The 14,551-nt window shown below is 41.9% G+C and carries 7 protein-coding genes; 6 read left to right on the top strand and 1 reads right to left on the bottom strand.

All coding sequences use genetic code 11. From position 1 onward, the window contains the following. The first annotated feature begins 132 nt into the window (after positions 1-132). Positions 133-1,629 carry an APC family permease gene (locus tag PIECOFPK_RS00320; protein WP_330974964.1) on the top strand — a complete coding sequence of 499 codons (1,497 nt, stop codon included), beginning with the start codon at positions 133-135 and terminating at the stop codon, positions 1,627-1,629. A 198-nt stretch (positions 1,630-1,827) separates the two neighbouring features. Further along, complete coding sequence (gene smc / locus PIECOFPK_RS00315; RefSeq protein WP_409966236.1) at positions 1,828-5,361, top strand: chromosome segregation protein SMC; 3,534 nt, start codon at positions 1,828-1,830, stop codon at positions 5,359-5,361. Between the two features lie 126 nt (positions 5,362-5,487). Here the strand turns inward: smc and PIECOFPK_RS00310 are convergent, their stop codons facing one another. Then, the gene (locus PIECOFPK_RS00310; RefSeq protein ID WP_409966235.1) at positions 5,488-6,180 is read right to left on the bottom strand and encodes an outer membrane beta-barrel protein; all 693 of its coding nucleotides are present in this window, start codon (positions 6,178-6,180) and stop codon (positions 5,488-5,490) included. 218 nt (positions 6,181-6,398) lie between these two features. Between PIECOFPK_RS00310 and thrS the strand changes: the two genes are divergently transcribed. The 4 genes from thrS to PIECOFPK_RS00290 all read left to right on the top strand — a co-directional run bounded on the left by thrS (position 6,399) and on the right by PIECOFPK_RS00290 (position 14,464). After that, the gene (gene thrS / locus PIECOFPK_RS00305) at positions 6,399-8,336 is read left to right on the top strand and encodes a threonine--tRNA ligase (RefSeq protein WP_330974961.1); all 1,938 of its coding nucleotides are present in this window, start codon (positions 6,399-6,401) and stop codon (positions 8,334-8,336) included. 358 nt (positions 8,337-8,694) lie between these two features. Further along, on the top strand, positions 8,695-10,023 hold the full coding sequence (locus PIECOFPK_RS00300; protein WP_330974960.1) for a TolC family protein: 1,329 nt from the start codon (positions 8,695-8,697) through the stop codon (positions 10,021-10,023). A gap of 22 nt (positions 10,024-10,045) precedes the next feature. After that, positions 10,046-11,179, top strand: a complete 1,134-nt coding sequence (locus PIECOFPK_RS00295) for an efflux RND transporter periplasmic adaptor subunit (RefSeq protein WP_330974959.1) — start codon at positions 10,046-10,048, stop codon at positions 11,177-11,179. 135 nt (positions 11,180-11,314) lie between these two features. Further along, the gene (locus PIECOFPK_RS00290; protein ID WP_409966234.1) at positions 11,315-14,464 is read left to right on the top strand and encodes an efflux RND transporter permease subunit; all 3,150 of its coding nucleotides are present in this window, start codon (positions 11,315-11,317) and stop codon (positions 14,462-14,464) included. Positions 14,465-14,551 lie beyond the last annotated feature (87 nt).

Here is a 14,551-nt window from a genome sequence, read left to right as displayed (position 1 = left end):
CTGGGAAAATTTTTACATTGAAATGAAAGTTTTTTAGGTCTCGTAATACAGCATTTTGAACCTACAATTCGGCTTAAATATTTTGATTTTAGTAATTTCATCTTATCTTGTCTGTTATAACAAATCTTCAATATGTCTGCAGAAAAACTCAAACAGTCTCTAAGCCTTTTTGATGGAACTATGATTGTGGCTGGTTCCATGATTGGTTCCGGAATCTTTATCGTAACAGCCGACATGGTACGGAATGTGGGGAGTGCCGGCTGGTTGATTGCATTATGGATATTAACCGGTGCCATGACCGTTTTTGCTGCTATAACATATGGGGAGTTATCTGCAATGTATCCTAAAGCGGGCGGACAGTACGTGTATCTTAAGGAGGCTTACAATCCGTTTACGGGTTTTTTGTACGGATGGAGCTTTTTTTCTGTTATACAGACGGGTACCATCGCTGCCGTAGGAGTCGCATTTAGCAAATTTGCCGGTTATTTTATTCCAGCGCTTACTATGGCCGATGAAAATATTATTTTTCAGATAGGAGATTGGTTTAAGTTATATCCGGCGCAGCTAGTATCTATAGCATTGATTATTTTTCTTACCTATGTAAATACGCGGGGTATTCGGGAGGGCAAATTGATTCAGTCAATATTTACGCTTGCTAAATTGTTCTCGCTATTTGCATTGATTGTATTCGGCCTACTAATGGCGGCCAAGGTCGATATATGGAATGCCAATTGGGCTACCGGTTTTGATTTTAAGTTTACCGAGCCTGTAAGGGACGAGTCGGGCAGTCAGATTGGCTGGTCGGTATTTAAAGAGCCGGCTTCTATATTCTTAATGATCGGATTGATAAGTTCTGCTATGGTGGGATCCGTATTCAGCAGTGTGGCCTGGGAAAACGTCACTTTTATTGCCGGTGAAATAAAAAATCCTAAACGTAACGTGGGGTTGAGTCTTTTTCTGGGAACCCTAATTGTTACCATTGTATATGTGCTTACTAATGTAATGTACATTGCTGTATTGCCTTTATTTCCTGAAGCATCGGAAGCTGCTGCTGCCTTCCCTACCGAATCCGCAACTCCCAATGTTGCATTTCCGCTTCAGGATCGTGTAGCCACAGCGGCAGCATCTAACATTTTTGGGGTATATGGTACGGCTATTATTGCGGTAATGATTATGGTTTCTACATTTGGATGTAATAATGGATTGATTCTCACTGGAGCAAGAGTCTTTTATACGATGGCTCAGGATAAATTATTTTTACCTCAGGCCGCCCAGTTGAATAAAAATGCCGTACCTCAATGGGCACTCTGGGCTCAGGGCATCTGGGCTAGCATTCTTTGCCTAAGTGGCAAGTACGGAATACTGCTGGATTATGTAGTATTTATTACACTGGTGTTTTATATTCTTACAATTATCGCTGTATTCAGGTTACGCAAAAAACGTCCCGATGCCGAAAGGCCTTATAAAGCTTTCGGTTATCCGGTTATTCCTGTCATTTACATATTAATGGCCGGAACTATGGCGCTAGGACTGCTGATTTATAAACCGACCACTTCATTGGTGGGATTACTCATAGTACTGGTAGGCGTACCCCTCTATTACATCGCCATGCAAAAGCAGAAAGCCTAGCGGATTTTTATAATATATTAGGGGAAACTGCAGCAAAAGCAGATGGAAATGTAGAAACGCTACCTGTTGTTTATCAACTTTTAACGTTTGGATAAATATTTTTCCACAACCTTCCTATGCTTTCTGTGTATAAAACGAATGAATCGCTACCGTTACATAGTATATATTCGCCCTTACAATTAAAAAACGTTTTAAGCCGTGAGATTAAAGAGTCTGGAAATAAAAGGTTTTAAGAGTTTTGCAGATAAGACCATCGTGAATTTTGACCAGAATGTTACAGGTATTGTGGGGCCTAACGGATGTGGGAAGTCGAATATCGTCGATAGTATCCGTTGGGTAATTGGCGAACAGAAGATTAGTGCCTTGCGTAGTGAAAACCTCGATAGTCTGGTCTTCAACGGCTCCAAAACCCGTTCTGCTAGTGGTGTGGCTGAGGTGAGCCTCACTTTTGAGAACACAAAAAACCTCTTACCTACCGAATTTAATACGGTTCGTATTACCCGTAAATTTTATAAAAGCGGCGAAAGTGAATACCGTCTGAACGACGTACAATGTCGTTTAAGAGATATTCAAAACCTGTTTATGGACACAGGGATCAGTACCGATTCCTATGCCATCATAGCATTGGATATGGTGGATGATCTGATCCGTGATAAGGATAACAGCCGCCGCAAAATGCTGGAGCAGGCTGCAGGTATTTCTATCTATAAAACCCGAAAAAAAGAGGCTAAACAAAAGTTAGATGCTACTGAGCAGGATTTGAATCGTATCGAAGACCTACTTTTCGAAATCAACAACCAGCTCAAAGCGCTCGAGAGCCAAGCTAAAAAAGCTGAAAAATATCACGAAATCAAAAAGGAATATCGTGAGGTGAGCATTGAGTTGGCTAAAGCGGCACTAGAAGGTTTTAATCTTACTTATAAGGAACTGACCGAGCAGCAAGAGGTTGAGAGCGAAAAAGTACAACAACTGGAAGCTGAGCTGCAGGCCCAGGAAGCCGCATTGCAGGAGGAGAAAGACGCTTTTGTAGAGAAAGAGCGCGCATTGCAAAGTATGCAGCATGCTTTTAATGAGTTGCAGCAAAAAGTACGCACCAAGGAAGGCGACAGAAATCTGGCGGTACAGCGTCTGCAATATCTTAAGGAAAAACAAAACAGCTTACAAGAATTTCTGGATAAATCCGATGCCCAGTTAAAAGGTATCAGAGAAAGCATTGTTTTTACCGAGCAACAGATAGCAGAAGAAGAAAAAGCCTATCAAGGTTTGGTAGAGCAGCTGGAAAATTATAAAACAGAAGTAGAAGAGAAACGCGGGGTACTGGATTCAAGGCGTAATGCACTTGATGAAATGCGCCTAGAGAATCAACAAATACAGCGCAGCCAATTTGATGCGGAGAAGAAAGTAGCTATCGCCGATACTTCTATTCAGAACCTGCAGCACACCATACAGCAAATTGAGCAAGAGATAGAACAGCGTGCAGCTACATTTGAGACCCTCGAGGCGGAAAAATTACAAAAAGAACAATTGCTCAGCGAGCAAAAACAATCGTTGGAACAGTTGCAGGCGCATTATGAGTATACAAAGGAACAAATTCTGCAAACCCAGCAAATATTGGATGCGTTGCGTAATGAACTAGCCGAAGAAACCCGTAAGCTGGATGCCAAAAAGAATGAGCATGATTTGTTGAAGAGCATGATTGATTCCATGGAGGGCTATCCGGAAAGCGTGAAGTTCCTGCATCGCAATAAAGATTGGAATTACAATGCTCCGATATTATCGGATATTATCTATGTAAAAGAAGAATACCGTACAGCTCTCGAAAATGTACTGGAACCATATCTGAACTACTATATTGTGGAAAACCTACAGCAGGGAATGGAAGCCGTGCATCTGCTGGATAATCATAAAAAAGGCAAAGCCAACTTCTTCATACTAGATAAAATTCATGAGGCAGTTAGCGGATCCCCTACGCATACATTGGAAAATGCTATTCCGGCTTTAAGTGTTGTAGAGGTGGATGAAAAGTATAGTAATCTTGCCAGACACCTTCTAGGTAATGTATTTATAGCAGAAGGCGAGGAGGCTTTGAACAATTCCAACGGCTTTATTGTGATTGAAAAGAGTGGTCGTTATGTAAAAGGTAAGCATACACTTACCGGAGGAAGCGTGGGGTTGATTGAAGGAAAGAAAATCGGACGCGCAAAAAATCTCGAAAAACTACAGCAAGATATTGCTGCACAGGAAGCAGTAGTGCAAGAGCTGAAAACAAAAATTCAGACAAAACACAATGAGGTAATTGCTTTTAACGAGGATTTGAGAGAAAACGCCATAAAGGAAACCGAAAAAGCTATACAGGAACTATCGAACCAGGTGTTCTCTCTTCAAAATAAAATGGAGAATATTCAGGCACAGCAGAGTGCAGCCCGCAACAGACTGGACGACCTGAATGAGCAATTGCAGCAAACCCAAGCTTCGGTGGAGAGTGTGCGCCGCGAACTGCAGGAGTACAATGAAATGCTACAGCAAAATGCCAATAAGCTTTCTGAAACAGAAGAAGCTTTTCGTTCTGCACAAGGCGCCCATGAAGAAGCACTGAGCTACTACAATGAGTTTAATCTGAATGTTACACGTCAGCAAAGTAAAATCAATGCTCTTAAGCAGGAGCTGACATTTAAATGCAATCAGCTTGAAGAGCTGGAAAAGCAAATAGAACAAAGCACGCAACAGCTTGCCGGTACCAACGAGGACATCGCTCAGAATGAAGCTGCATTAGTAGCTGTTGAAGAAGAGCTGCAACAGTTAATGCAGGCACGAGAAGAAGATAAAAAGGTGCTGGATGATGCAGATCAAGCTTATTACAGTTTGCGCAATCAGCTAAATGAAAAAGAAAGCGAACTGCGGCAGAAGGCTAAGGAAAAAGAACAGGCAGAGCATTTGCTGATTGCTATAAAAGATAAGCTGAATGAGTTGAAATTACAACTAGCAGGAACAAAGGAGCGCTTGAATGTAGAGTTCAAAATTCAGCTGGAGGACATACTGGACGAGGCACGTACTACCGAAATCAGTGCAGATGAGCTGCAAGAAAAAGCCGATAGGCTGAAGAAACGTCTCGAAAATCTGGGTGAAGTAAACCCCACAGCTATTGAGGCTTTCACCGAGATGAAAAAGCGCTATGAGTTTATCGTAGAACAAAAGAACGACCTCATTAATGCCAAAGAGAGTTTATTAAAAACAATTGAGGAGGTAGAGTCTACCGCCAATCAGAAATTTCTGGATACTTTCAATCAGGTGCGTGAAAACTTTAAAAAGGTATTTAAATCGTTGTTTACTGAAGATGACCAGTGCGATTTGGTTCTTGAAGATCCGGATAACCTAGCCGAAACAGGTATTGATGTTATTGCAAAGCCTAAGGGTAAAAGACCTACATCCTTAACGCAGCTGAGCGGAGGAGAAAGAACCCTAACTGCTACCGCACTGCTCTTTGCCATTTATCTTATCAAACCGGCTCCATTCTGTATTCTGGATGAGGTGGATGCTCCACTGGACGATGCCAATGTGGGTAAGTTTACCAATATGATCCGTGAATTCAGTAACAACTCGCAATTTATTATAGTAACGCACAATAAAACTACTATGAGTGCCGTTGATGTGATATATGGTGTAACCATGCAGGAGCCTGGGGTAAGTAAGTTGGTGAGTGTAGACTTCAGGAGTTTGGCTGAGGCAGGGTAGTATGTGATGATGAGAAAATTGTTTTTTGTTTGTCTAGCTATAGATTAAAAGAATAAAGCCGCCTATTATCATATGGCGGCTTTTTGAATTTTCATGGATAAGTAAGTATATGGTAAGAAGTTTTAGTTAATGATGTTTCATTTTACTTTTCCAGCTCTTGATAGCCTCAGGAGTGATAGTAAAGCCCATACTCACACCAATATTGCGATGAGTGAAAGAAGAGGCGGCATCGTCTTCATATTTGTTTTCTACTAACCCGTGATAGTAGCTGATATCATGATTGACGTATAGCCCGTTGGTGATTCTAATAGTAACCCCTAACAAACCACTAGCTCCAGCATCTACTTTTGTGCTCATAATTTTTGTGGTTTTGAATCCGACAAAGGCTTCTTCATCTTCGTCCAGCAAGTAGCTTTTACCACCCACCAGAAATCCTACTGAGCCACCAATACCTATTCGAGGTCTGACCCTATTTGCCTGATCCCCGAAAGTAAAAATGGCATTCAGCGGAAGGCGTATATAATTCATACGCTGTACGGCTTTGCCCCCTTCTGTATTATTGTCTGATTTAAATGTAAAACCTTCTGTACTAAAAAAGCTACCTATTCCTATTCCTACATTGTCGCTTACATTGAACAGTGCCGAACGTCCCACCTGTACAGTGGGATGAAAAGCTCGCTTAAAAGCATCACTACGATTACCCACCGTCCAGCTATGGCCAATCATCACTTTATCGCTGATGGCAAATCCACGTTGTTGTGCTATGACCGCAATGGGCAAGCATAATAATAGCATTGCGGGGTAGAGGAGTTTTTTCATGATGTTTAATTGAGTCGTTCTTTTTTGTATTGACAAAATCATGCCAGATTTGCCTTCAAGCGAAAAGAAATAGCTGAAGACTATGGTATTTTTTTAATTTACTTCTCATAAAATGTTCTCCAGAAAAAGGGGATATCTTCAAATCTCTAAAAATCCAGCCGCTTGCCAAATAGTTTTAGTATTTTAGCAAACTTTTTTAAAAACTGATATCGCAGGTTATGATTACAATCACTTTTCCGGATGGTGCCAAGAAAGAATTTGAGGCGGGAATAACCGCGCTGGATATAGCTAAATCTATATCAGAAGGATTGGCACGCAAGGTGCTTGCAGCTAAAGTTAATGGTGAAGTATGGGATGCAACACGCCCAATTAATAATGATGCGGAGTTGCTGTTACTGACGTGGGACGATACGGATGGTAAAAAAACTTTCTGGCACTCTTCGGCACACCTTATGGCAGAAGCCGTGGAAGCTATGTTCCCTGGAGTGAAGTTTTGGGTGGGACCCGCCTTGGATTCAGGAGGGTTCTATTACGATATGGATTTGGGCGACAGAAAACTGTCAGAAGAGGATTTGGCTGCACTGGAAAAGAAAATGAATGAATTGGCCAAAACCAACAGTCCTTATGTGCGTAAGGAAGTCCCTAAAGCAGATGCTTTAAAATATTTTACCGAAAAAGGTGATGAATATAAGCTAGATCTGATTGGCAATCTGAACGATGGCGAAATCACCTTCTATACACAAGGTAATTTTACCGATTTGTGTAGAGGACCGCATATACCGCATACAGGCTTTATTAAAGCCATTAAGCTTACCAATGTTTCCGGTGCATACTGGAAGGGGGATGAGAAGAATAAGATGCTTACTCGTGTATATGGTATTACATTCCCCAATCAGAAAGAATTGGATGAATACCTAGCCATGCTGGAAGAAGCTAAAAAGCGCGACCACCGCAAGCTAGGAAAAGAGCTGGGCATCTTCACCATGGATGAAATGGTGGGACAAGGATTACCCTTATGGTTACCAAATGGAACCATAATTATTGAGGAGCTCGAAAAGCTGGCTAAAGAAACTGAAGAAGCAGCCGGCTATAAAAGAGTAGTGACCCCTCATATCGCTAAGGAAAGCATGTACTTGACTAGTGGTCACCTGCCTTATTATGCCGATAGTATGTATCCACCCATGGAACTAGATGGGGAGCGATACTATCTAAAAGCCATGAACTGTCCGCATCACCACCGCATTTTTGCTTCGGAGCCTAAAAGCTATCGTGATTTACCGTATCGTATTGCAGAGTATGGTACCTGCTATCGCTATGAGCAAAGCGGAGAATTATTCGGACTGATGCGCGTGCGTTGTCTGCACATGAACGATGCACATATCTATTGTACCAAAGAACAGTTTGCTGATGAGTTTCGTGCGGTAAACGATATGTATCTGAAGTATTTTAAGATATTCGGTATTGAAAAGTATGTGATGCGACTGAGCCTTCACGATCCTGAAAAGCTTGGACAGAAGTACATCAACGAGCCTGAACTCTGGAAGGAAACAGAAGAGCTTGTTCGTAACGTGCTTATAGAAAGCAATATTCCTTATGTTGAAGTGAAAGGTGAGGGTGCTTTCTATGGTCCTAAAATTGATGTACAGATTTGGAGTGCCATCGGACGGGAGTTTACCTTAGCTACCAATCAGGTAGACTTCGCGCAAGGACGCAGATTCAATCTTACATTTACCAATCAGAATAACGAACCGGAAGTGCCGTTGATTATACATCGTGCACCGCTGGGTACTCACGAACGTTTCATTGGCTTCCTGCTGGAGCATTATGCAGGAAAGTTTCCGGTGTGGCTGGCCCCCGTGCAAGTAAAAGTGTTACCCATTAGTGACAAATTCCTTCCCTATGCACAGGAGGTACAAGGCAAATTAAGGGCTGCTGGCGTACGGGCCGAAGTAGACGACCGCAATGAAAAGATTGGTAAAAAGATTCGTGATACCGAATTGTACAAAGTGCCTTACATGCTCATTGTAGGTGAAAAAGAAATGAGTGAGAATAAAGTATCTGTACGTAGACAAGGTAAAGGAGATGCGGGAGCAAAAAGTGTAGAAGCATTCATGAACGAAATTCTCATTGAAATAAAAGAAAAGCGCAACAACTAATGCATATAGCCCGGTATTTAATACCGGGCTATTATTTTGAACAATTTAACGAAAACTGTGTTAAATATTCGCCCCGGTGTAGGTGCAAAGGATGTAATGATCATCATTAGCCCTCTTTGCAGGTCGTAGAGAAAATATTTTGCAGGGCGCAATATCGGAGCCAAAAGGGCGTCTAAGCCTATTATCTCCACCACCAGCGTTTTCTTGCCTTCTGAAAAAGTACTTGGTTAATTGTTAGGGAGTTAAACAAAACTCATGTTTTGCTGTTAATGTTTGTTTTGCCGTGCTAGACGTGTTGGCAGCAAAATGAGACAGGTAAATTATGTTTTTTATGTTTTATTGTTTAGAGAAGCGACTCATGATGAGAAGAAAAACACTGCTGCTTTTGCTCTTTGTACTTTCGATAATAAGTACGAAAATACATGCACAAAACAGCGAAGAACCTCCATTAAATGATGCCACGCTTTCGGCACTAATTGATTACGCATTGGAGCATCAGCCTGCAGTTAAAAAGGCTACCATTGATCAAGAAATCACCGATCTGCAGGTAAAGAACAAATTGGCCGACTGGTATCCTCAAGTCAACTTCAACTACAATTATCAGCGCAATTTTCAGTTGCCGGTAAATATTGTGGATGGTAATTCTATACGTTTTGGAGTTGATAATTCATCAGCTTTGCAATTCACTGCTACACAAAACATCTTCAATCGTGATGTGCTTTTGGCTAGTCGCACTAAGGATGATGTGCGCTTTATTGCAGAAAAGCAGGTGGAAAATGCTAAGATCAATCTTGTAGCAAATGTTTCTCGTAGTTTTTATGATCTGCTAGCAACACAGCAACAATTAAGAATTACGGAAGAAAATATTGCAATGCTGGCGCGGAGCTTAAAAGATGCGCGTGCGCGTTATGATGCAGGAGTAGCAGATAAAACCGATTACCAAAGAGCCACTATTGCTTTAAACAATGCACAAGCTTCGAAACGCGCCATTGAAGAAGCATTACGAGCTAAGTTGGCTAATCTGAAGTATCTAATCAATTATCCGGAAGACAGAGAGTTAACCCTGCAATACGATAGTGCTACACTGGAAAATGAAATCTATTTGGATACCTTATCTACGGCAGTTTACACCCAGCGCGTAGAGTATCAACAACTGCAGGCACAGCTAAGATTACAGGAAGCGAATGTTAAGTATAACAAATGGAGCTATATTCCTTCAGTATCTGCCAATGGTGCATATATTCGCAACTTTCAGAACAATGCCCTAAGCAAGCTTTACAGTCAAGGATTCCCTAATTCTTATGCTGCACTTACTTTGGGCTTCCCCATATTTCAAGGTGGAAAAAGGAAGAATAATATTTCGATAGCACAAAAACAAGTTGAGCAAACACGTTTGGATATAGAAAACTTTACCAATCAGGTAAATAGTGAGTATCAATCCGCCTTAGCTCAGTACAAGGCGAGTATGGCCAACTATCTGGCTTTAAAGGAAAATATGGAGCTGGCCGCTGAAGTACACCGTATTATTGAACTGCAGTACAGAGAAGGAATAAAAACCTATCTGGAACTGATTACTGCGCAAACCGATTTAAGAGCTGCCCAGATTAACTATTACAATGCTGTTTACAGTCTGCTTAGCAGTAAAATTGATGTCCTAAAAGCTCAGGGTGCTATTAATGTTAAATAGAACTAAACTAAAAAATAAACTGATGAAAAGAGTTTCGATATACGCGTTTCTATTATTGTCTCTGATAGCCTGTAAAAGTAAACAACAACAGCAGGGAGCTCCACAGAATGCACCTGTTCCTGTTACGGTAATGCAGGTTACCGAGAGTGGTATTGCAGCTTATTATGATGAGTATCCCGGTATACTTGTCCCTCTGAACGAATCTGAAATTAGGCCTCAGGTCACTGGTTATATTACGGGTATTTTTTTCAAAGATGGAGATAAGGTTGTAAAAGGACAAAAGCTTTATAGCATTGATCAGCAAACTTACGATGCTAATTATCAGGCTGCACTGGCTAATATTGCGCTTCAGGAAACCAATCTCCTGAAGGCAAAAAAAGACGCCGAGCGTTATCATGCTTTAGACAAGCAGGACGCAATTGCAAAACAGCAGGTAGATTATGCTGATGCAGCACTGGCAGCTGCCGAGAAACAATTGGCCGCTGCAAAGGCGCAGGCAAATGCGCTTAAGGCCAACGTTAGTTACTCGACCATCTATGCACCTTTTACCGGTACTATAGGTATTTCTAAAGTGCGTGTAGGAACATCGGTGGTGGCAGGACAAACCGTGCTGAATACTATTTCTACCGATAATCCTATGGCGGTAGATTTTGCAGTAGATCAGAAAGAAATTATGCGGTTTGCCAAACTGCAAAATTCAAAGGATATTATCGATTCTACCTTTTCTCTAGCTTTTGGTAATGATATATATCCGCATTATGGAAAGGTGTATACCATGGATCGTGCTGTAGATCCGCAAACCGGTACTATTAAAGTTAGACTTGTATTTCCTAATAACCAGCAGCTACTAAAGGCAGGTATGAGTTGCACTGTAAGAGTACTGAATATGGCGAACTCCAGATCCATACTTATACCTTATAAAGCAGTAACCGAACAATTAGGTAGCTTCTTTGTGTATGTTGTAGAGGATGGTAATAAAGTAACACAACGGAAAGTTACATTGGGTAAACAGCTTGGTACCAATATTCTAATTAAGGATGGATTACAGGCAGGGGAAAGTATCGTGGTAGAAGGTGTGCAGAACTTGAGAGAAGGTTCGCTGATTACTACTGATACTACCGGGAGCAGCCCCGGTGCTACTCCTGCAAAGAAATAATAAAAAATCACTGATAACCGGGTAGTAGAACCTATCGGGTTGTCTTAAGCGCAGAAAAGCCCTCCTATGCTTTAGTGTTTTTTTAGAGGAGCATGGAATCAACAAAGTCATTAAACTTAAACTATTAGCGTTTTCATGATAGCTGATGTATTTATAAAAAGACCGGTAACCGCTATCGTCATATCGATTGTTATTGTGCTAGTGGGGATAATTTCTATATTGACCCTGCCTGTGGCACAGTATCCTGATATTACACCGCCTACAGTACAGATCTCTAGTAACTTTATCGGTGCCGATGCAGAAACGGTGGAGCAGACCACCACCACTGCTATTGAAACCCAAGTGAATGGTACTCCCGGTATGACTTACATGACCAGTAACAGTACCAGTAGTGGACAAAGTAGCATTACGGTAAATTTTCAGGTAGGTACAGATATCAATATTGCAACGCTCGACGTGCAAAACCGTGCTAGTGTTGCGGAACCTACTTTGCCTGATGCGGTAAAACGATTGGGTATAACAGTACGTAAGCGTAACCCTAGTATTATGATGGCTCTTGCGTTTTACTCACCTAATGGTACGCATGATGCCACTTTTATCGGAAACTACGTAAACCTGTACGTTAAAGATGCGCTGCTACGTGTGAAAGGTGTAGGAGATATTTTCTCGCGGGCGGATGACTTTAGTATGCGCGTATGGCTCGATCCTACCAAAATGGCGGCATTGGGTATTACACCTGCCGAGGTAAATGCGGCATTACAGGAGCAAAACCTTCAAACAGCTGCTGGTACGATCGGCGGTAATCCACAAAGTGGCGAGCAGATATTTGAATACAGTCTGCTGACAAACAGCCGTATCAATACTCCCGAGCAATTTGAAAACATTATTGTTCGTACACGCCCATCCGATGGAAGCATCGTATATCTAAAAGATGTTGCTAAAATAGAACTAGGTAAGTTCGATTATAATGCTAATGCATTTGTAAGTGGTAAGCCTGCAGCCTTCTTGCTAATTTATCAGGCTCCGGGTGCCAATGCGCTGGATACTTACAAAGGCATTATGGAGGCTTTGGATAGACTAAGGCCTAGTTTTCCTAAGGATATCGATTTTAAAATTCCTCTCGAAACTGCAACAGTGGTACAGATATCCATAAACGAGGTATTGCACACGTTTATGGAAGCCTTGGTGCTCGTGGTATTGGTGGTATTCTTATTCTTGCAAAGCTGGAGAGCAACGCTTATTCCTGTACTGGCTATTCCGGTGTCATTGATTGGGACGTTTATATTCTTCCATCTGCTTGGCTTTACGATCAACACGCTTACGTTATTTGCATTCGTTCTAGCTATTGGTATTGTGGTGGACGACGCTATTGTGGTAGTGGAAGCCATTCAGCATAATATCGACAGTCGGGGTATGTCGCCAAAGGATGCAACCATCACGGCCATGAAAGAAATTTCTGCTCCTGTAATAGCTATTGCGCTAATATTGGCAGCTGTATTCATTCCTGTTGGCTTTATTCCGGGTATTGTGGGTAGATTGTATCAGCAGTTTGCGATCACCATTGCGGTATCGGTGTTATTGTCGGCTTTTGTGGCATTGTCGCTTACTCCGGCATTAAGTATGCTGATGTTGAAGCCCACTGCAACTTTAAAGGAGAAGAAAAACTTTCTGGACCGCTTTTTCGATAAGTTCAATGACTGGTTTGCTAAAGTAACGCGTGGCTATACGAAAAGTGTGGGACGCTGGATTAGGAAGACGCCTTATGTAATTACATTGTTAATACTGGTAGTGGTTACCATGTTCTTCCTGTTTAAAATAAAACCTACAGGATTTATTCCTACTGAAGACGAAGGTCGTTTGTTTGTGACTTACGAGATGCCTGAGGGAACCAGTACCACGCGCAGTATTGCAATGATTAAAGACATTATGACCCGCATCGAGGAGATCCCTGAAGTAGATGTGGTAGGAGGTTTGGCTGGTCTCAATATTATCAGCTTTAGTAATAAATCTAACGTGGGTACCATGTTCGTTAAGCTGAAATCATGGGAACAGCGCAAAGGTCCCAATCAGGATGTAAATGCGGTGATTGCAAAAATCACGGCAGCTACACGGGATATTAAAGAAGCCAGAGTGATGCCTATTGCGCCTCCGGCGATACCTGGACTAGGACAAACTGCAGGTTTCACATTCCAGCTACAGCAAGTAGGTACTACAGACGATGTAAAGCAGTTTGAAGCAGTTGCAAATAAGTTCTTGCAACAGCTTAATGCGCATCCTGCTATTGGAAGGGCTTACACCTTCTTTAATGCTCGCACCCCCAGTTATCAGGTAAGTGTGAATAGAGAGATGGCGAAAAAAATGGGTGTAAGTGTAGCAGAGGCATATACCACACTGGCTAATTTCCTTGGAAGTAGTTATGTAAACGACTTTAATATTTACGGTCGCAACTTCCGAGTAGTCACACAAGCGGATTATGTTTACCGCGGTTCTTTAGATAACCTGAAGGACTATTACGTACGTAATAATCAAGGCAGTATGGTGCCGTTGGATCTACTGGTTACCACTAAACTGATTGAAGCGCCGGCAGTAATATCTCACTTTAATATTTATCGTTCAATTGAAATTAACGGAACTCCTCAGGAAGGTTATAGTAGTGGTCAGGCGATCGAGGCTTTGCGCGAAGTCGCTAAAACGCTACCTGCAGGATATGGATATGAGTTTTCAGGTATGAGCCGTGAAGAAATTGCTGCTGGAGATCAGCAAACCATGATATTTGCTATCTCGATCATATTCGTATTTCTTTTCCTAGCGGCCTTATACGAAAGCTGGTCCGTTCCTTTTGCCGTATTGTTAGCAGTACCTATTGGTGCCTTCGGATCTATCTTGGCGCTTACTTTCTTGCCCAAGCTTACTAATAATGTGTATGCCCAGATCGGATTGATTACTTTGATAGGTTTGGCTGCGAAAAATGCCATTTTGATTGTAGAGTTTGCCAAAGAACGGGTGGATAAGGGACTCGATGTGGTGCAGGCTACTTTACAGGCGGTAAGATTAAGGTTGCGTCCTATTATCATGACATCTCTGGCATTTATCTTAGGGGTAGTGCCATTGATGATGGCTAGCGGGGCCGCGTCTGTCAGTCGTCGTACTATTGGCTGGACGGTATTTGGTGGTATGATGGCCGCCACCTCACTAGCCATATTTGTAGTGCCGGTGCTGTATGTGCTGATTACGAAGATTAGTTACGGTAAAAAAGTGATAAAGGCTCATGAGCCAGAAGAGTAATGTAGAGGCTTAAGGTTGATAAAAAGCTCGAAATCATTCTACGATTTTGAGCTTTTTATTATCATCACATATAAAAATAAGCGCACT

The organism is Chitinophagaceae bacterium C216 (assembly GCA_028485475.2).
Classification (GTDB): Bacteria; Bacteroidota; Bacteroidia; order Chitinophagales; family Chitinophagaceae; genus Niabella; species Niabella composti.
The sequence above is the reverse complement of the archived record's forward strand: the minus strand, read 5'-3'. Positions and strand labels throughout refer to the sequence as shown.

Excerpts from the sequence above, each read along its gene's own strand:
- PIECOFPK_RS00320 (WP_330974964.1), top strand. The coding sequence starts at position 133 with ATGTCTGCAGAAAAACTCAAACAGTCTCTAAGCCTTTTTGATGGAACT.
- PIECOFPK_RS00310 (WP_409966235.1), bottom strand. The coding sequence starts at position 6,180 with ATGAAAAAACTCCTCTACCCCGCAATGCTATTATTATGCTTGCCCATT.
- thrS (WP_330974961.1), top strand. The coding sequence starts at position 6,399 with ATGATTACAATCACTTTTCCGGATGGTGCCAAGAAAGAATTTGAGGCG.
- PIECOFPK_RS00300 (WP_330974960.1), top strand. The coding sequence starts at position 8,695 with ATGATGAGAAGAAAAACACTGCTGCTTTTGCTCTTTGTACTTTCGATA.
- PIECOFPK_RS00295 (WP_330974959.1), top strand. The coding sequence starts at position 10,046 with ATGAAAAGAGTTTCGATATACGCGTTTCTATTATTGTCTCTGATAGCC.
- PIECOFPK_RS00290 (WP_409966234.1), top strand. The coding sequence starts at position 11,315 with ATGATAGCTGATGTATTTATAAAAAGACCGGTAACCGCTATCGTCATA.